At 37.2% G+C, this 19,293-nt stretch carries 19 protein-coding genes and 1 pseudogene; 10 read left to right on the top strand and 10 right to left on the bottom strand.

Translation table 11 applies throughout. From position 1 onward, the window contains the following. Positions 1-191, top strand: a pseudogene (locus tag JUJ52_RS20065) (hypothetical protein); the annotation flags it as partial. Positions 192-313: 122 nt separating this feature from the next. On the opposite strand, the gene JUJ52_RS20060 reads toward JUJ52_RS20065, so the two are convergent. The 3 genes from JUJ52_RS20060 to JUJ52_RS20050 all read right to left on the bottom strand — a co-directional run bounded on the left by JUJ52_RS20060 (position 314) and on the right by JUJ52_RS20050 (position 2,568). Beyond that, the gene (locus tag JUJ52_RS20060) at positions 314-1,099 is read right to left on the bottom strand and encodes a hypothetical protein (RefSeq protein WP_205389326.1); all 786 of its coding nucleotides are present in this window, start codon (positions 1,097-1,099) and stop codon (positions 314-316) included. 553 nt (positions 1,100-1,652) lie between these two features. Continuing rightward, on the bottom strand, positions 1,653-2,132 hold the full coding sequence (rlmH, locus tag JUJ52_RS20055) for a 23S rRNA (pseudouridine(1915)-N(3))-methyltransferase RlmH (protein ID WP_205389327.1): 480 nt from the start codon (positions 2,130-2,132) through the stop codon (positions 1,653-1,655). Positions 2,133-2,220: 88 nt separating this feature from the next. Continuing rightward, positions 2,221-2,568 (bottom strand): hypothetical protein, encoded by a 348-nt coding sequence (locus tag JUJ52_RS20050; RefSeq protein ID WP_205389328.1) that lies wholly within the window; start codon positions 2,566-2,568, stop codon positions 2,221-2,223. Between the two features lie 146 nt (positions 2,569-2,714). Here JUJ52_RS20050 and JUJ52_RS20045 point away from each other — a divergent pair, with 146 nt between their 5' ends. Continuing rightward, complete coding sequence (locus JUJ52_RS20045) at positions 2,715-3,272, top strand: PadR family transcriptional regulator (protein WP_121604165.1); 558 nt, start codon at positions 2,715-2,717, stop codon at positions 3,270-3,272. A 1-nt stretch (position 3,273) separates the two neighbouring features. After that, positions 3,274-3,753, top strand: a complete 480-nt coding sequence (locus tag JUJ52_RS20040; RefSeq protein WP_121604166.1) for a DUF4188 domain-containing protein — start codon at positions 3,274-3,276, stop codon at positions 3,751-3,753. 210 nt (positions 3,754-3,963) lie between these two features. Here the strand turns inward: JUJ52_RS20040 and JUJ52_RS20035 are convergent, their stop codons facing one another. Next, on the bottom strand, positions 3,964-4,527 hold the full coding sequence (locus JUJ52_RS20035; protein ID WP_026681924.1) for an LOG family protein: 564 nt from the start codon (positions 4,525-4,527) through the stop codon (positions 3,964-3,966). 416 nt (positions 4,528-4,943) lie between these two features. Here JUJ52_RS20035 and JUJ52_RS20030 point away from each other — a divergent pair, with 416 nt between their 5' ends. Together JUJ52_RS20030 and guaC are read left to right on the top strand one after the other, a co-directional pair. Beyond that, the gene (locus JUJ52_RS20030; protein ID WP_026681923.1) at positions 4,944-5,150 is read left to right on the top strand and encodes a DUF6007 family protein; all 207 of its coding nucleotides are present in this window, start codon (positions 4,944-4,946) and stop codon (positions 5,148-5,150) included. Positions 5,151-5,593: 443 nt separating this feature from the next. Next, positions 5,594-6,577 (top strand): GMP reductase, encoded by a 984-nt coding sequence (gene guaC, locus JUJ52_RS20025; protein WP_205389329.1) that lies wholly within the window; start codon positions 5,594-5,596, stop codon positions 6,575-6,577. Between the two features lie 581 nt (positions 6,578-7,158). Here guaC and JUJ52_RS20020 read toward each other — a convergent pair. Continuing rightward, a complete protein-coding gene (locus tag JUJ52_RS20020; RefSeq protein WP_228089153.1) occupies positions 7,159-9,498 on the bottom strand; it encodes a DEAD/DEAH box helicase in 2,340 nt (779 codons plus the stop codon). Positions 9,499-10,141: 643 nt separating this feature from the next. Between JUJ52_RS20020 and JUJ52_RS20015 the strand changes: the two genes are divergently transcribed. The 3 genes from JUJ52_RS20015 to JUJ52_RS20005 all read left to right on the top strand — a co-directional run bounded on the left by JUJ52_RS20015 (position 10,142) and on the right by JUJ52_RS20005 (position 14,207). After that, complete coding sequence (locus JUJ52_RS20015; RefSeq protein WP_205389330.1) at positions 10,142-11,893, top strand: sensor histidine kinase; 1,752 nt, start codon at positions 10,142-10,144, stop codon at positions 11,891-11,893. Beyond that, entirely contained in the window at positions 11,881-12,612 is a 732-nt protein-coding gene (locus JUJ52_RS20010) for a LytR/AlgR family response regulator transcription factor (protein WP_205389331.1), read from the top strand. The genes JUJ52_RS20015 and JUJ52_RS20010 overlap by 13 nt, the downstream gene beginning before the upstream one ends. A 143-nt stretch (positions 12,613-12,755) precedes the next feature. Further along, positions 12,756-14,207 (top strand): carbon starvation CstA family protein, encoded by a 1,452-nt coding sequence (locus JUJ52_RS20005; protein ID WP_026681918.1) that lies wholly within the window; start codon positions 12,756-12,758, stop codon positions 14,205-14,207. Positions 14,208-14,636: 429 nt separating this feature from the next. Here JUJ52_RS20005 and JUJ52_RS20000 read toward each other — a convergent pair whose 3' ends face one another. Together JUJ52_RS20000 and JUJ52_RS19995 are read right to left on the bottom strand one after the other, a co-directional pair. Further along, complete coding sequence (locus tag JUJ52_RS20000; protein ID WP_228089152.1) at positions 14,637-15,032, bottom strand: YwiC-like family protein; 396 nt, start codon at positions 15,030-15,032, stop codon at positions 14,637-14,639. Then, positions 15,032-15,238, bottom strand: a complete 207-nt coding sequence (locus JUJ52_RS19995) for a helix-turn-helix transcriptional regulator (protein ID WP_228089151.1) — start codon at positions 15,236-15,238, stop codon at positions 15,032-15,034. Before JUJ52_RS19995 ends, JUJ52_RS20000 begins: the two co-directional genes overlap by 1 nt. Before the next feature lie 419 nt (positions 15,239-15,657). Between JUJ52_RS19995 and metA the strand changes: the two genes are divergently transcribed. Continuing rightward, positions 15,658-16,566 carry a homoserine O-acetyltransferase MetA gene (metA, locus tag JUJ52_RS19990; protein WP_026681917.1) on the top strand — a complete coding sequence of 303 codons (909 nt, stop codon included), beginning with the start codon at positions 15,658-15,660 and terminating at the stop codon, positions 16,564-16,566. Positions 16,567-17,232: 666 nt separating this feature from the next. On the opposite strand, the gene JUJ52_RS19985 is transcribed toward metA, so the two are convergent. Beyond that, entirely contained in the window at positions 17,233-17,670 is a 438-nt protein-coding gene (locus JUJ52_RS19985) for an Lrp/AsnC family transcriptional regulator (RefSeq protein ID WP_026681916.1), read from the bottom strand. 122 nt (positions 17,671-17,792) lie between these two features. Between JUJ52_RS19985 and JUJ52_RS19980 the strand changes: the two genes are divergently transcribed. Beyond that, positions 17,793-18,209, top strand: coding sequence for a carboxymuconolactone decarboxylase family protein (locus JUJ52_RS19980; protein WP_205389332.1), 417 nt, complete (start codon positions 17,793-17,795; stop codon positions 18,207-18,209). A 102-nt stretch (positions 18,210-18,311) separates the two neighbouring features. Here JUJ52_RS19980 and JUJ52_RS19975 read toward each other — a convergent pair whose 3' ends face one another. Both JUJ52_RS19975 and JUJ52_RS19970 read right to left on the bottom strand, forming a co-directional pair. Then, positions 18,312-18,473 (bottom strand): GrpB family protein, encoded by a 162-nt coding sequence (locus tag JUJ52_RS19975; protein WP_161629279.1) that lies wholly within the window; start codon positions 18,471-18,473, stop codon positions 18,312-18,314. 250 nt (positions 18,474-18,723) lie between these two features. Beyond that, on the bottom strand, positions 18,724-19,077 hold the full coding sequence (locus JUJ52_RS19970; RefSeq protein WP_308036057.1) for a hypothetical protein: 354 nt from the start codon (positions 19,075-19,077) through the stop codon (positions 18,724-18,726). Positions 19,078-19,293: the final 216 nt, after the last annotated feature.

Raw genomic sequence — 19,293 nt, 5'->3', positions numbered from 1 at the left:
CAGATGATTATTATCAGGTTATTGAGGAAGGCGGTACACCGTCAGAAAGTAGTCAAGAGCGTGAGGGTGAAAGTAAAGGGAATTCCATCAAATGGTTGTGCCCTAATTGTTATACTAGCGTAAGATCAACAACGAAGAATATTAATATAAATTGTGGAGATTGTGATATGGCATTTGAAATATCCAAATAGTCTGGCCTTATGTTGATATATAAACAAAATCTGTACTTGGTTATGCAAGAAGGGGATAAGATACTCAATTAAAAAAAGAAATGAACCATTACAAGGTCCATCTCTTATGGTTGAAAATAGAATCATTCATATTTTGCTGTGCCACCAGTCATAGAAACCCATATTCCATATCTGTCTTTTAATTTATCGCCAGTATGCATTTTTAGATAGACCTTAAAGGCACCGAGGTCATTAAAACTTTTAAAATCATATACAAGACGAGACTTTGCAGTTATGCCTTTACTTCTAATTTCATATTTTCTAGTGATTTTTAAATTTTCATTACTGTATGACCCGCCGATTGTGAAAATATTAACGGTACTTTGATACACTTTATCTATGAAATTATTACCTAAGTGAGTGTTAAGATATACTCTAGCTTTAAAAGATGCTTTGTTGAATGGAGTCGAACCACTCACTTTTATTGTTTTGTAAACTCCGTTAGAAGCTAAATTTCCTATTTTTCTGTTAATAGTGTTATTATCTATTATATCATCAAGAACATCTACTTGGAGTTTTGTATAAGAACCATCATCATATTTAATCATTTTAGTGACGGGTTCGCTATTTTCTAAAGTAGAAATTAATCCATTATTATCACTCTCTAAAATATCTTGATTAGAGAAAAACATTTTTTCGTTACTTTGCATTGCTTTAGTTGAATCTAAAGTTTTCCCAGCTTTTATCTTTTGGATAACCTTTTCAATATCACTATCTGAGATGCCATCTTTTTTCATATGCTTAGTAATTTCGGATATTTCTTCTGAAGATATCTTAGTAGATTCTGCGGAGACATTGCTGTTTTGGAAAGCAAAAAATAAGGTAAATACTAGAAGTAAAACAAATGAATATTTAGTTTTTATTCCCATTTAAACACCCCTTATGTTATTTGTATTAATCATATCAACAAAATATTACAGTGGAAGGAGAATTTTGTGGCAATTACAATAATTGTATCAATTATCTTTATATCAATCATTGGAGGAATACTAGGCTTTTTGTGTTATAAACTCTTAAAAAAACATTTGATCTCAATATTGATCGTCATTTGCACTACTTATTTAGGTACGATTCCTATATACATGGTGACTCCGATTGTTTACTTATGTATACCATTAGGAATAGTTGTTTACTTTTATTTAATATCTGATTTAAAATCATAACTTTTTTTAGGGGTACCGTCAGGAAAATGCGGACTTACAACGCTAAGCTCATTTTCCTGACGATACCCCATAATGATATTTATCAGAGAAATAAGAGTATTGATATAACAGACTCTTATTTCTCTATATACGTTTCTGCTAAAACTTATGAAACAAAACTCCAAAAACTAGATGGTTTACTAACAGATGAATCCTTTACTAGTTCGTAACCTGACATATAAATACCCCGCTTTCGAAAATTCTTATAAAAAAACCTCATTTACTTATGATACGGTTCACCTCTATTAATCCGAAACCCACGATAAACCTGCTCCAACAATACCAAGCGCATCAATTGATGAGGAAATGTCATTTTTGAAAAGGACAATGCTAAGTCGCTTCGTTTTTGTACTCCCTCACTGATTCCTAAAGACCCACCGATGACAAAGGCAATTTTACTTTTACCGTATGTAGCTAGCTCGTCCATTTTCTTGGCAAGCTGTTCTGAGCTTAGCATCCTGCCATTGATCTCTAGTGTGATGACATAGGAGTCTGCGGAAAGCTGTGATAAGATGCGCTCGCCTTCCCTCTCCTTGACCTCCAGCATTTCTGCTTCGCTCATATTTTCTGGTGCTTTTTCATCCGCTACTTCTTTTATCGACACTTTGGCGTAAGCGTTTAACCGTTTCATGTATTCGTCAATACCTTGCTTCAAGTATTTTTCCTTTAATTTTCCAACCGATACAATCGTAATTTTCATAATACGTAACTTCCTTTTTCGAATTTTTCTATCCCTTATTTCAGCATAATACCATACAACCCATTTCCTTCAACTTACCAATTAAAAACTACACTACCAACCAAACAACAGCATATAGTGCGAACATACAAACAAGGCTAATGCAAAGTAACATCCTTGTTGTTCGCTTCGATAAACGCTGCATTTGTTTTCCTCTATACCAACCTGAGAATTGATACTTATTGCGATACAAAATATAGATGACCCCTACTACCCCTACTCCTTGAAGAAGTCGAAAGAAAAACAAATATCCATTGTCCTCGATTAGTTCTTGAACGTCTAGGTTGGTCGTATTTTCAAAAACACCATTCACAACTATTCCAATTAACACAAAAAAGAAAACTATAACCACAAGCACACGGACGATTTCCAATATAGCTGATAGCATAACCTTCATCCCCAACACCCCATCGTTTTTTCTTTACTATAACAAATTCTCCTCGCAGTTTACATAAATCTTCCAAAAATTAACTTGTCCTCTTGAATTCTTTCTTGTATTATATATCTAAATGATACATATCATATAGATAGGAATGAACAAATATGAATAAAACCTACAATCACACCACCTATGCATTGCTTGGAATATTAACGACAGATTGTCGTACGGGGTATGAGATAAAGCAATTGATCGATCAGAGCTTAAATCACTTTTGGAAAATTAGCTATGGACAGATTTATCCAACCTTAAAAAAGCTAGTAGCCGATGGGTTAGCAACCGTTACGACGACAGCTCAGGATGGGAAGCCAGATCGCAAAGAATACACCTTAACCGCAGAAGGTAAAAAAACGTTACAGGAATGGCTGGAGCAGCCGCTTCAGCAGATTCCTGTCGAGCGAAATGAAGTCATTTTGAAGCTTTTCTTCAGTCGCCACCAGCGTACAGAGCATACCTTAGCGCTACTACAGGACTACAAGCAAAAATTACTGGAGCGTTATGAAACCTATCAATCCATCGAACAAATGATCAAAGGCAGCCACCTAGAAAGCGCGGATGCAAACTATTGGCTGTACACGTTGGATTATGGCAAGCGGATGACGAAAGCCACCATGGAGTGGTGTGAGGTAACCAAGGGACAAATCAATCAGGAGGAGGATTAAGATGGGGAAACAGATCTTTCACGGTCGCTATACGACAGAAAATGATGAGGATATGGTTGTCTTTCTAATTGGCATGCGGATTAATCGTCGGCTGGCTGTTCACAAATGGCTTCCTGTTTTTACCGCAATGCCTGGCATGATTAAGGAGCTGTATACACATCAAGAGGAGTTAGGGTTTCTAGCGATGGAGAATTACTTCGGCTTACGAACAACGGTGATGATCCAATATTGGCAGTCAACAGAGCATTTGTTGAACTATGCAAGGGGGCAGAAGCATTTGGCTGCTTGGCGGGCATTTAATCAAAAGGCGAGCGCTACGAATGCTGTTGGTATCTATCATGAAACATATGTTGTTCCGAAAGGGCACTATGAATCGATATATGGAAATATGCCCATCTATGGTCTAGCAAAGGCAAAGAATCACATTCCTGTAAGCGCAGAAGAACGGAAAGCTAAAAAGCGGTTAAAGCTACATGTCTAGTATTATAGAGCAACCTATGTAGCATAACCTCATGTCTCATCAAGCAGCTGCAAATAAAGCAACTGTATTATACGATAACCTTATGAGAAACAGTCATGCGCAGCCTCAGATGATACTAACGAATGGGCGGAACCTCCAGGAACAAGGTTAGTGTATTCCAATAGTGTAAAAAGGGAAGCTATCTCTTCGGACAGTTCCCTTCCTCTCTTTCTACCATTTCACTACATAGCTAGCTTCATAACGATTCATTTTATCAATTAATGCTGCTGGCTCTTCGGCAACAATAATCATATCGCGATATTCCTTTTTCATAAATCCTTCATCAATTGTATGGTCTAGCATTTGAATGAGTGGATCGTAAAAGCCGTTGACATTCAATAAAGCGATTGGCTTATCATGATATCCTAATTGTGCCCATGTAAACACCTCGAACCATTCCTCTAACGTTCCCGCTCCACCTGGTAATGCTACAAAACCATCGGCTAAATCTGCCATTTTTGCCTTACGCTCATGCATCGTTTCTACTACATGAAGCTCTGTTAAATGCTCATGGGCAATTTCTACATCCATTAGCTTTTGGGGGATTACGCCAATCGCTTGGCCACCTTGATCTAACACAGCATTTGCCACAGCTCCCATACAACCGACCTGGGCACCGCCATATACCAAGGTTTTATTGTTTGCTGCCATCGCTTCACCTAGTTGCTTTGCGTTTTCTATATAAACACTGTCCTGACCAGCGCTTGAGCCACAGAATACAGCAATTCGCTTCAAATCCATCCTCATCACCCTCATTTCTTGATTGTCATACTTCCATTATATCATTCTCACATCAAGTTGCTGCATTTTAATTTATTATGTTTCCTTATCTAATTATTATTGAGAATGGCACCTTCAATAAACGCTACAGCTCTACTAGTCATTTTAGTAAATTCGCAGTTTTAATTACAATCGATTTTATATAAAAATTTTTGTTTACTAGACTCTTGTCATGTGGTTTTCGCCCATCTTTCAAAAAAAGAATTTGCAAGGTAGAGAGGGATTTACGTGACCTTCCTAGAAATAAAGAATTTGATACGCAAATAAGTTTTGCTGGAGGAGCAGTTTGTAAATATTTATTTCAAACAACAGTCGATACGTATGGAGGTAAAGACAGGCTTGTAAAATACTTTCCTAAGTGGGTGTTGTAATTGAATCATTTAAATAGTGTTTTTAATAGAATAGGATTATTAGACTTAATATTTATAGTTCCTATGTTTATGTTATTTTCTTATTTACCTAGCTATAATGTTTGGAGTGTATTATTAAACATAGTTATTGTTATATTTTTTGCTTTTGGTTTAGCTATGGCTTTTCACATTATTGTTGACTCCATTAAAAAAAAGAAGAGCCATTGACTTTCAACCTGATTAAAATGAATCTGACAAAAGTATTCTATTCACATAATAATCCGAACCATTGTGATATGCTCCCTTTATCGTAGACAGAGAAAATAAAAATTCTCTTACTACTATGAAGGGAGTATTTATTGTGTTTAAAAGAACACCAAGCAGACTGATATTATGTCAATAAAATAGATGCAGCGAATGGGGAGAATTTTTCTTTTCCCTACCGTGCCTCGCTTACTGCCCTCTCTGTTAGGAGAAGGATAATACCTTCTACACAGTGTATGGTTTAAGCGCTTATCATACTTCTTTTCATCGTTAATCGGTGACATGTATTGATTAGTTAAGCCTTTACATTTTATATTTTGACTTTTGCTACAAAATGAGGTACATTACTAATAGACGAACAATCATAATATATTATATAAAATCATTCGGATTTTGGGGTGTAAATCATGGAAAATGTATTTGATTACGAAGATATTCAGCTAATTCCTGCAAAATGTATGGTGAATAGCCGTGCAGAATGTGATACAACTGTTACGTTAGGTGGAAACACCTTTAAATTACCAGTCGTTCCTGCAAATATGCAGACGATCATAGATGAAAAGATTGCTTTGTTTTTAGCAGAAAATGATTACTTCTATATCATGCACCGCTTCGAACCAGAGAAGCGTATTGCCTTTATCAAAGATATGCAAGCGCGAGGCCTAATTGCTTCGATTAGCGTTGGTGTAAAAGAAGAAGAGTATGGATTTGTGAAGCAACTAGCTGATGAGCAGCTAACACCAGAATATATCACCATTGATATCGCTCATGGTCATTCAGAAGCAGTTATTAAAATGATCAAGCATATTAAACAGCATGTACCTCAAAGCTTTGTCATTGCTGGAAACATTGGAACACCTGAGGCGGTTAGAGAATTAGAAAATGCTGGTGCTGATGCGACAAAAGTGGGAATCGGTCCTGGGAAAGTATGTATTACTAAAATAAAAACAGGCTTTGGTACAGGTGGCTGGCAATTGGCGGCACTTCGTTGGTGTGCAAAAGCAGCAAGCAAGCCTATTATTGCCGACGGTGGCATCCGGACACACGGTGATATCGCGAAATCCATTCGCTTTGGTGCAACCATGGTAATGATCGGTTCATTATTCGCAGGACATGAGGAATCCCCTGGCGAAACGATTGAAAGGGACGGTAAGGTGCTGAAGGAATATTTTGGCTCTGCCTCTGAATTTCAAAAAGGGGAAAAGAAAAATGTAGAGGGAAAGAAAATGCTTGTGGAGCATAAAGGCTCCCTTACAGATACGCTAAAGGAAATGGAGCAGGATCTACAATCATCGATTTCTTATGCAGGTGGCAACAAGCTGGAGTCGATTCGCCATGTAGACTATGTTGTCGTTAAGAACTCCATCTTTAATGGAGATAAAGTTTACTAATTACGTGTTGATGAATAACTTGGTATTTCAAAAGGGACATACGATTAGCCGGGATCTTTTTCAACTAGCCCGTACAATCCCCCAGATAAGATAAGTAATCTTTTAAACTAGCTTATAAGACCTAGCTACTGGCTAGGTCTTATATATCCCCTTATGAACACTTCTCACTAGACCCTTCTACCTTGATACTGCGCAAAAGAAATAGTCTTATTACTGAATCGAACATGTCCAGATCATCTTCATTAGTGGATTCCCTTCAACGAATGATGATATCAGTGATATTTTTAATGCCTCTTCTATAAAAGAGGCTAGTTGAAATATTTATGCCTCAACAGCTAGCTTTTCTTTCTCTATCCTTTGGGGTTTTTTTGATCATAGGATAGGATTGAGTTGTGGTCTATCATTACACCACATTTTTTATTAAAAACGAAAAATAAGCTATATAAATTGCCTTTAAAATTAATAATCTAATTTAAGAAAAATGAACACTTGCTATACCGAAAACGAATAGTGATCTCATGGGCTTCAATAAAATATTTCACATAATCGTCCAACTCAGATATTAATATTACAATCAACAACTAAAACAATTCCATTTGCTCTGGATCATTTGCACTTTTCTCTTTCGTTCTGTATCCAATCGAATGATATCCTTTAAGCCGTTTTTTGTACATTGATTGTAAAAATGGCTCTTGATGATCAACATAGTCATAGACTTTTACCTCGGTTTTATTTTGGTGTAGTCGATGGAGCCGCCCTACGTATTGCTGTAACGTTCCTTCCCAGGAAATAGGATAAACAAGAAATAAACAATCCAAACGATCATTATCAAAGCCTTCCCCAATATATTTACCCGTCGCAATAATAAGTGTTTCTTGATCCGATATTTCGTTTAAAGCATTTAATTGCTGCTGCTTTTGCTTAGCGGATAAATTACCGTTCAAGATAATAATGTTTTTCACAAATCCTTTAAACATTTGCTCCAATGTACGGATATGCTCGATTCTTTCCGTTAAAATAATAGGTGTCGAATGATTATCTAGCTCTTTTAAGACATCATTAAATATCAATCCATTTCTCTTTTGATGATTTACTAATTCTGTACCAAGCTCCACCATTTTCTTCTCATCATCTTCTAAAGCACTTTTGAATGACGTATGCCTTGGGATTAAAATATGTTGGAATGGGCGAACCTTCGCTTGTTTTTTAGCGCTAACCTTGTACACAATCGGACCACATTGCATGTTCATGATCGGGTGCAATCCGTCTTTCCTTGATGGCGTAGCTGTTAGTCCGTAAACATAATTGGCCATAACATGCTGTAATACCTTTTCAAAGCTAAATGCAGAAATATGGTGGCATTCATCGACAATTACTTGGCCATATTCCGTCAAACTATTTTTAACACCGTCATTTCTATTTAAGCTTTGAATGGTAGCAATATCTACACAATGCGAAGGCTTATTCTTCCCCCCACCGATTTGGCCGATACTTTTTTCGCTGATTTTTAAGAAAGCCAATAACTTCTCTTTCCATTGATTGATTAATTGTTTCCGATGAACAATAATTAATGTGTTTATACCTCTTTGGGCAATTAGGGAAGCTGCTAAAACAGTTTTTCCGAAGCCCGTCGTAGCTGCTATTACACCGTTATCTACATGTATTAATTGGTCGACGGCCTCTGCTTGCTGGAAGCTCAAATCCCCTTGAAATTCACATGAAATAGCTTTTCCCTGATAACACTGATTGGTAATTGTTAATTGAATCGATTTATTTTGTAATAAATCTTTTAAAGAATTGATACACCCTCTTGGAATAATGACATGTTCCGTGTCTTGCCAGGAGCAATCAATGCTTCTGGGTATATCATGCGTCGATAACCGCTTTGCCCTCGCCTTGTAATAGTTTGGATTATAGAATACAGCTAAACGAATAATCTCATCCAAAAGTTTAGCTGGAAGTGCCTGTTTACGTATATAAATTCCATTTTTCAATACTGCATGAATGTGTTTCGGGTTCGGTTCTATGTTCATATGTTGTTCCGTTTTATGTACCACAGCATTATTGATTAAAATAGCTTCCAATTTTGTTATGCTAAGTTTCTTTATATTTCGCAAAAACTCCCACTGATTAGGGATAACATTCATATCCTTATCAATAAAAACACTATTCTTTTCTGCTCTCGCTTTTTTCTGCAAAGGTAACGCAATTAAATTCCCCAAGCCTTTCATTTTTCTACTATCCTGCGTCGGAAACATTCGATCAAAGGAATATAACTTAGACCAAAGCTTGATTTTTAACGTTTCAGTAAGTAAGAAATTCCCCAGTGCCCGGGATTTCGAAGCAGGAATTCTCTCATTGAAAAAAATCCAAATATGACAGCCCTCTCCAGACCTTGAACGTTCGATCGCTACTGGAATATCGTATTGATGGCACGTAGAAGCAAGTGCTCTTGATTCTTCCTTCCATTTTCCTTTGTCAAAATCCAGTGCTAAAAACCAACATGTATTATCATGTAAAAGAGGATATATCCCCACTATTTCTTTACCAATAAGATGGTTATAAATAGATTTATCTGTTAAAGGTTTATAGGCCGTTTTATTATAGTCATTATCATCATTAGCTCCTTGTCTCTCGAAAACGACAGAAGAATCTATTTCTTTATATACTGGAGAATAACCAGATTTGCCATTTTTTATTTCCCAACGATGTGCATATACATCGTTTCTGCCCTTGAACAAGTTTTTAAATAATTGGATTCGTCGTACAATCTCTTCATTTTTATCATTTCTACTCTCTTGGTCACAACCGAAGGGAATATTATGTTTTTTCAATATTTCTTTCAGTCTTTGATTTTCTTTCTCCAATCGTTGACATTCGGATTTTATGTCTGAGAGCTGTTGTATTAGATTGTTATCCACCTTAACCCCTCTCATTCTTTGAACTAGTTTATTCTTCTTGAAAAATATGTAGTCTCTAAAACAACCAAAAAATTCAAATATAACACTTCTTATGAGTAATTATATGACAAACGCACCTTTATTTCATCCGAGAGTAAACAGAAATCATGTTATGAAGTATAGCAATATTTTTATAAGGCTAAATGCGTTAGAACTTGCGACTGTTCGATCAAGTGTTTATATTATTGACTTTAGGTCTTTCTATACTTTAGATCACTTGACCTTTCCTTTACACCTCTTCATTATACCTATTGATTTAAAAGTAATATATATGCCTATTAAAGAATAAATCCTTAAGGCCTTGGACTTTGACCTTCAAGTTTTATTCATCTGTTATCACTTCATAATACTGGTTAGAATTATTTAAAGATGTTCAAACCATTATTTCCCAAAAAATCTAAAATCTTTTAACGAAGTGCCGCGTTCTCCCACCTTCCCTGCCAAATACATTATCTTCATTTTCCCTTTACTGTAAATCTCAAAAGCAATTTGTTAGGCAAAGCACCTCTTTCACTAGACCCTTCTACCTAAATTTTCGTTCAATTCTACGAAAACTGCTATACTAGATGTAGCTAAATCCGCTCGGTAAGGAGGGGTTATTTCTGTGTGGGAATTATTATTAACCATGGTAGAACGGATTGGGATTCTCGTTACGATCGCATTCATCTTAACAAGGTTCCGATTTTTCCGCAGTATGTTCTATCAAAATCAACTGAATCGCCGACAGCAATTTACCGCCATTCTATTCTTCGGCTTCTTCGGCATTATCGGTACGTATTCAGGTGTTAGTCTTAGCACAGAGAATTTGGAGTTTCACCGTTGGGCAGCGGAGCTAACGGCTGATGAAGCAATTGCCAACTCGCGTGTTATCGGTGTGGTAATTGCAAGCCTGCTTGGCGGTCCAACGGTTGGAATTGGCGCTGGGATCATTGCCGGATTACATCGATTTACCTTAGGCGGATTTACGGCAATTGCCTGTGGTCTTGCCACGATAATCGCTAGTATCCTTGCTAGTCTATTTTATAAAAAGCATAAACGGGTGAGACTGCAAACCGCATTTATTATTGGTGCGCTTGCGGAGTCCCTGCAAATGTTAATTATTTTAATGATTGCCCAGCCGTTTGAACAGGCAAGCGCACTTGTGAACATTATTGGCATTCCCATGATTTTAGCAAATGGGCTTGGATCTGCACTATTCCTGCTCGTCATTAAAAATGTATTAAGCGAGGAAGAAAAAGTAAGCGCTCTCCAAGCGCAGAAGACGCTTCGTATTGCCGATCAGACGATTTCTCACCTACAGCATGGATTAACACCAACGGCGGCTGAAGCCGTTTGTCATATTATCCATCAGGAAATTCAAACGAGTGCTGTTTCGATTACGAATCGTTCGGAAATATTAGCACATGTTGGGCTTGGACATGATCACCACCGTACCAATAGTCCGATCCAAACAAAGATTACGCTTGATGCAATCCAACAGGGGAAGGTCTTGATTGCCAATCAGGAGTCGATTCATTGTGCAGTTACGAATTGCCCCTTAGGCGCAGCAGTTATTGCACCACTTAGACAATGCGGAAAGACAATTGGCACCTTAAAGTTCTATTTTCGCTCGGAAAAGGAGATTACAAACGTAACAAAAGAGCTGATTAAAGGACTTAGTTCGATGATTAGTCACCAGCTTGAAACGGCAGAGGTAGATCGTGCCTATCAGCTGGCAAAAGAGGCAGAGATAAAAGCGCTTCAAGCGCAGATTCGTCCACACTTCTTGTTTAATACGCTGAATACGACTATCTCCTTAATCCGCTTAGATCCAGGTAAAGCCCGAAAAATGCTCATGTCTCTCTCTCATTTTCTCAGGCAGAATCTATCAGCTACGACCCAAAGCACGATCACCTTACAACAGGAATTGGCTCATGTGAAGGCTTATTTATCCATTAAAGAAGAACGATTTAAAAATAAATTAACGGTTAGCTATGAAATCGATCCTTGTGTACTTAACCAGCTTATTCCGCCACTTACGCTACAACCAATAATTGAAAACGCCATGAAGCACGGCTTTAAGGATAAAGAAACAGATTGCTTGCTGAAAATAAAAATAAACCGGAATCAAGATCGAATTTGCATCTATGTAGCAGATAATGGCAAGGGAATGAGCACGGAGCTGGCTGAGCAGATCATTCAAGCGCCTATTGATTCAGCCTCTGGCAGTGGCTTGGCCCTATACAATGTAAATAGAAGATTAAGCATTATGTTTGGCGAGAATGCTTCGCTGCAAATCAGCAGTAGCATTAATCAAGGAACTGCTATTCAGTTTTCCATACCCTATAAGGAGATGTCACAACAATGGATCAGTTAATTCAAACACTTATTGTGGATGATGAATTATATAGTAGAGATGAATTGAAGCATTTATTAAGCAGCTTTCCTTCTATTCAGCTCGTTGATGAAGCTGCGTCTGGCGAGGATGCTGTGAAAAAGGCCCTTCAGCACCAGCTAGATGTTGTCTTCTTGGATGTGGAAATGCCGAAGATGGATGGGATGAAGGCAGCAGAAGCCATTCGAAAGCTGAGGCATGCACCGTTAATTGTGTTTGCAACTGCCTATCCACAATTTGCAGCGGAGGCATTCCGTCATGATGCTGTGGATTATTTGCTGAAGCCCTATGATGAGGAGCAATTACAGGAGACAATTCAACGAATTGAAAATAAATTATTTACTAGCCAGCAGACCGATAAAACGAAACCAACGGGTAAGCTAGCCGTTGATGCGGATGGGGAGATCTTTTATCTGGAGCCAAAAGAAATCCTCTATATGTCACGGATGGATAAATTAACAAAGCTGATTACGAAGACCGGCGAATATGAAACGAAGATTCCATTAAAGGAATTAGAAAGCAGGCTGCTTGCATACGGATTTTTCCGGATTCATAAAAGCTTCTTAGTGAATTTAGAATATGTTAGCCGGTTAACCCCATGGTTCAATGGTGCCTATCACCTGCATGTAGATGGACATGACGAAGTGTTATCCGTAAGCAGGAATTATGCCAAAGCATTAAGACAGCGTTTAGAAATCTAGTAAGCTATTTTACATCTTAATAGAACAGGCTAACATGTTAATCTGATTTTTCTACGTGTTATTCTCCATTCCCCCTTTCTTTCTTAGGTTTCTTTTATACTTTATGTAATCGCATTCATTTATAAAAATAGGGGGAAAGCACGTTGTATACTTTTTTAGCTGGAATTGCACTACTGATTATCGGTTATTTCACATATGGTAAATTCATTGAAAAATTATTCGGTGTAAAACAGGAGCGAGCAACACCTGCTTATGTAAACGCTGATGGGGTAGATTATATTCCAATGAGCACCGCCAAAAATTCATTTATCCAGCTGTTGAATATTGCTGGTACTGGCCCTGTATTTGGACCAATTATGGGAGCACTCTATGGACCAGCAGCCTTCATTTGGATTGTTGTTGGCTGTATTTTTGCAGGTGCGGTACACGATTATTTAACAGGGATGATTTCCATTCGTAATCGTGGTGCCCATTTACCGGAATTAGCTAGTAAATTTTTAGGAAAGGTCATGAAGCATATTGTAAATGCATTCGCTGTTCTGCTCCTGTTATTAGTAGGTACGGTATTTGTCTCAACACCAGCCAGCCTGCTTCACTTACTGACAGATGGTAGTGTTGCCGTGTGGATCTTTATTGCTGCTATTTTTGTTTATTATATTGTCGCTACATTACTTCCAGTAGATAAAATCATTGGCAGACTCTATCCATATTTTGGCGCACTGCTATTACTAAGTGCACTTGGCGTTGGTGTTGGATTAGTAGTCACTGGTGCACCGATTCCTGAGCTGTCCTTACAAAACTTCCACCCAGACCATGCACCTATCTTTCCTTTATTATTTTTTACCATTACTTGCGGTGCGCTTTCTGGATTTCATGCAACGCAGACACCGATTATTTCGCGTACAACGAAGAAGGAAAAAGAAGGACGTAAAATTTTCTACGGTATGATGATTGCTGAAGGGATTATTGCAATGATTTGGGCAGCGGCAGCGATGAGCATGTTTGATGGCTATCAAGGACTAAGTGATATCTTAGCAGCTGGCGGACCAGGAGCAATTGTAAGTGAATCCTCCACAGTATTACTAGGAGCAATCGGTGGAACACTTGCTGTCCTAGGTGTCATCGTTTTGCCAATCACGTCCGGAGATACTGCATTTCGTAGTGCAAGAATGATTATTGCAGATTATCTGAAGATCGCTCAGAAAAAGCTATCCAGCCGCTTATGGATTGCCTTACCACTGTTTGCTATTTCGGTTGTCTTAACGCAAATTGACTTTAATATTTTATGGCGTTACTTTAGCTGGGCGAACCAAGCCACAGCTGTGATCGCGCTATTTGTAGGAGCGATGTATCTTTATATCGCAAAGAAAAATTACTTTGTTTCACTCATACCAGGTACATTCATGCTTGTTATGGTAATCGCCTATATCCTATCCCAGCAAATCGGCTTCGGCTTACCGATGAACGTTGCTTGGGCCGGTGGTGTCATTGGAACGATAATCCTACTTGTCCTATTCTTTAAGGCTGCGAAGAAGGCTCGAGCAAACAATGTTCCGTTGGAAGAGGATATCTCCAATTGGGACAGCGCTGCATAAGTAAATTTATCTATGAAGGGGTATTGTCTTAATGAGCAATACCCTGTTTTTCAAAATAAACATTCACTCTAATCATCTTTGAAAGGAATACTTTCTAAGCTTCCTTCCTAATTAACAGCTAAATTATAACTATTACCTAAACTGTTTCATTGCTCCTAAAGACCCTATTCTTTATTAGAGCAATAAATAATTTTGTATTAGACTGGCACATGAAGTACCAGCCCTACCCCAAATTTTTTACATACCCATTAAGTTATTAAGTGTTTTTTCATAGAAATTATATCTTTTCTTAATAATCTGGGTGCTGCATTTCCTTGATAGAGAAACGAAAAAATATTAACGGATCGATAATCTCTTCAATCATTAAATTTTTCCCCTTATAATTATTTCCCTACCAAAGTTATTTAAAAGAAGTGTTATGATTATACCTTATTGTCTTTTTACGATTAGTGTACCTATACCACTTATACACATATATATTAGTATAATTAACCATAAATAAAATGTAGAAACTTTTGTAATATCTAGAAATGTGATTACTGATAATGAAATAAATAATAGCCCTAGAAAAATGTTGGAAGAAAAGAGCTGAAATTTTAATATATTTTTTACTGTTCGTTCATCTAAATCAGGAGTTTCATCATTCTTTCGATAAACCTGTACAATATTTATTACTATTAAAATTAATGCAATTGGAATTACACCTATTAATGGAGCAATTGAAAAATTAAAATTGTCATCGCTTACATAATTTCCTAATTGTGCAGTCAAAGTTCCTATTAAAAGGGCTACTCCTCCATATACTAATGTCCATTTTCTTTTCATTATTTATCCTCCTCTAGAATGAAAATATCTTCTATTGGCATATCAAAATATTTCACAATCTTTAATGCTAATTCCAGGCTGGGATTATATTTATTTTTTTCGATTGCTGTAAATGTTTGCCTGGTAACCTTTAAATTCTCAGCCATTTGTATTTGCTTAATCCCCTTTTTTTTCCTGATCTGACGAATGTTATTCTTCACAGGCATAACTGTCACCTCCATTATGTAAATATATCTTTACATTATTTTAAACATATAGCTCACTAAATGTAAAGATGTATTTACTTTTTTATGAATAATCTATTATTTGGAGGAGAATGTATAATCTATCAAAAGATTTTTTTAAGAGATTACTTGCACAATCTATACCCCAAAAACTTAACCACTACAACTGGATTTATAATAATATCCATCTTCTCTATTATTTGATTTCATTTAAATAGCTTATTGATCAGACACCCTCTAAAATGAACCACCTTGGCAAGGCACAATTTTAAATGTTTAGGTGGAGAATTGTGATCATTTGCGTATATCTTTTGAAACTTTGTACGATTTTCAGAGGAGGTATAGAACTTATCCGTATCTTACTTTATAATAAATAGCATCATCGGAAGGGGGATAATAGCATGCCAATTAATGTACCTAAGCAATTACCTGCACGTCATGTGTTAGAGGAAGAGAACATCTTCTTAATGGATACGGATCGGGCGACGACACAAGATATTCGTCCGTTAAATATAGTTATTGTCAATCTAATGCCTGAAAAAGAACGCACGGAAACACAATTACTGCGTTTATTAGGTAATTCGCCATTACAGGTTACCGTTACATTCCTTCATACAGCAACACATGAATCAAAGACAGTTAGTCCGTCCCATTTAAATCAATTTTATAATACATTTGCCAATATCAAGAACCAGCGATTTGATGGCATGATTATTACTGGTGCACCTGTGGAGCTCATGCCTTTTGAACAGGTTGATTACTGGGAAGAGCTTTCTGAAATTATGGAATGGTCGAAAACACATGTTACCTCTGTCTTACATATCTGTTGGGCTGCCCAGGCAGCACTTTATTATCATTATGGTATCGGCAAATTTGAGCTACCCGCTAAATGCACAGGGGTGCTCTCTCATACAGTGGCAAATTCTACTGTAGAGCTTGTCCGTGGATTTGATGAGGAATACTTAGCACCACATTCCCGTTATACGGGTACATCAGCGGAGGAAGTGGAAAAGAATGATAAGCTGCTACTCCTGTCATCGACGTTAGACAATGACCCATTTATTATCTTGTCTAAGGATGAAAAACACGTGATGGTTACTGGTCATTTGGAATATGATGATCTTACGCTTGCGGACGAATATTATCGCGATCGAAATAAAGGCATCGATGCAGCTGTTCCTAAAAATTACTTTCCCAACGATAATCCGGAAATAAAACCATTAAACCGCTGGCGCTCCCATGCACATTTACTGTTCTCGAACTGGCTTAATTACTACGTCTATCAAGAAACACCATATGAATGGAAATAGGCCAAAAATGGTCATCCGGTAAGACGGATAAGCTAGAAATAAAAAGCAAGTGTGGTAAATAGCATCCCACTGTCTTACGGGAGGTATCGGTGAGATCCCGCAGCATTAGGGGCTCACCAGCCGCCCACGGCAAGCGAAGGATATTTCCGAGTAGCTTCGTTTCATGAACATCATTTCTAGTTATTTTTTCTTTGATTCAAACACTTTTCCTTCTTCCCCAACGGATTTGGCTCCTTTCGTAAATGTGGCTGTCACAGAAAGGGTGCTTCCACTCATGCTCCATTAGGTATCTGACATATGTTGGTTCTTTTTATACCAATTCATTACAAAGGGCTTCTTTGCTTTGCTGTAGAACCTCGTGTCATCATAGCGGATTGATAAACGCTCCTTTTACTTTGCGATTTATAACATGAACCCTATAACTAAGACTTACTTGGTGAATTTGTGGTACATAATGTTTGCATATTAACGTGAAATAACTTTATTTCTATTTTACACCTTCCTTACCAATCATCTATCCATAGTTTGTAAGGTGTACATTTGCAGTACTTTCGGAATAAGGATTTGAGCCTATTAGCATAAAAGGGACAGATTGTGGAATCACACTAGATACTTCTTTCTTTATAGAGAGGGGTTAGTTGAATAGTCCCTAAAGGAATATTAATGTTAGTTCGCAGAACGCGGAACTGTTGGTACTTGTGAGAAAATAAAATGTGTTACAGTTTGTGCGTACGGATTTACTTCTTCTATGAATTTCTCCGCTTTTGATAAGTTTTCAAAGTGCATTTTAAGCATGTAACAAGCATTTCCAGCTATACGATAACAAAAATGTACGTTTGGGAGTTTTAGAATAAAGTTTTTGAACGACGTATAGTCCCCATTTTTGACTGTTGCTTCAATTATACATTGGATAGGTAGACCTAATTTCTCATAATCGATTTCTAATGTATAGCTTTTAATAATACCGAATGATTCCATTTGTCTAACCCGTTCTGTTACAGAAGGAGAAGATAGGTTAACTCTTCTTCCAAGTTCACTCATAGATAAGCGACTATTTTTATGTAATTCATCTAAAATCTTTCTGTCAACATTATCAATTTTCATTTTTAAATAAATCCTCCTAATATCGTTAATTGTTTAATTAATTTATCGATTACTCATTACAAATTTAATGTTATTTTTGTATTAAATCTTCTAAAATTAAATATAGCAAAGGAGGATTTTAAATGGCAAGAATTAAGGAATCAAGTTTCGGAGACTCACCATTTCAACGACTTTTAGGACACAATGTAGAAGTAATGAAAGGATGGTCACATTTAGGGAAAGTATTAGAAAAAGGAGGATTGCTTTCTTCTGAATTAAAAGAGCAAATAAGGAGAACGTTAGCCCAAAGTAATGGTTGTGAGTATTGTAAAGTGAAAGGTAAACCTGATCCTGATAAGTTTGATGAAAAAACTTCTATTGCGGTTGCTTTTACGGAGGTGTTTTTAAAGCTAAGGGGGAATATACCAAATTCAATTTTTAACGTTTTACAGGATTGCATGACTGAGGGAGAAATCAGTGAACTTTGTGCTTTTATTTCGTTTACTACTGCTTCACAGTACTTTGGAGCTATGATGAAATTAGAACCTGTAAAGAAATAATTTTAAATATAAAAGTTCTTCCTAACTAGTTGCTTTTGTTTAATAAGGCTTTTAATGATCTTCAACAAAATCGGCTAATAAACTATATTTCTTCATGCTATACTAAAATTGTGTATGACAAAAAAACCTTCCGAATCTAACAGTAGGAAGGTTTTTCATTTTATAGGTAGTGATTTCACTTCCTAGCAACTCGCGAAGAAATCGCGCTTCCTGCTCAAACATTTGTACCCATTTTTTATCGTAATCTGTTAATCGCACCTTCATCACCCGAGCCCTCCCTTATAAAATACACAGCATATTGTTTCCTTCAATGAATCCTGTTCAAGATAGCAAACGCTTCATTAGCCGTCAACGGTTAATGGAGCAAATAATAGCTAAGCCACCACATACATCATGTGATGGCTTATATATCATAAAGAGGTTTTCATTCAACCAGACAACGAGTATAGTACAGCTGACCTTGAATCAAGCATCTTCCATTTATCTATTTCATCTTTATTCTTCATTGATCTAGCTAATACCCGCCATAATACGGTGGGTAAGGGGGTGGATAATAGCCGTAGCCACCATCATCGAACGCATTCACAAGTGTTCCTGCTAAAAGCCCGCCAGCTAACCCACCAATTAGTGGAACGCCGAACCCGCCGAAAAACGGGCCACCGAATCCAGGGCCTCCAAACCCTGGGCCGCCGAATCCTGGGCCACCAAATCCCGGACCTCCAAATCCTGGAACTCCAAATGGTGGTCTGCCATAGCCTCCTTTAAATCCTGGGCCAGGACCAAATGGTGGTCTGCGTTCAATATCTTCCTGTACATAAAATTGTTGCTCAGGAGGCATCGCCGCAGGCATATTCCAATCTCCATTCATAGAACTTCCCTCACTTCCATATTGTCTATGAAAATAGGATATGCATTTGCCCAGCAAAACTATTGGGCGATTATACTAGGACATAAAGGGATTTTCCTTATTCCCCTCGTCTTTATATTCAGATATCCAGCTACGAAGCGCCTTCAAGGAGCAACGTATATTTCCGGAGCAAATTTATATACCATTATCTTCGATCGCAGCAATAGATTTTTTTAC

The organism is Virgibacillus sp. AGTR, assembly GCF_016919725.2.
In the GTDB taxonomy this organism is placed as follows: Bacteria; Bacillota; Bacilli; order Bacillales; family Amphibacillaceae; genus Virgibacillus; species Virgibacillus salarius.
This window is presented reverse-complemented; position numbering and strand designations above follow the sequence as displayed.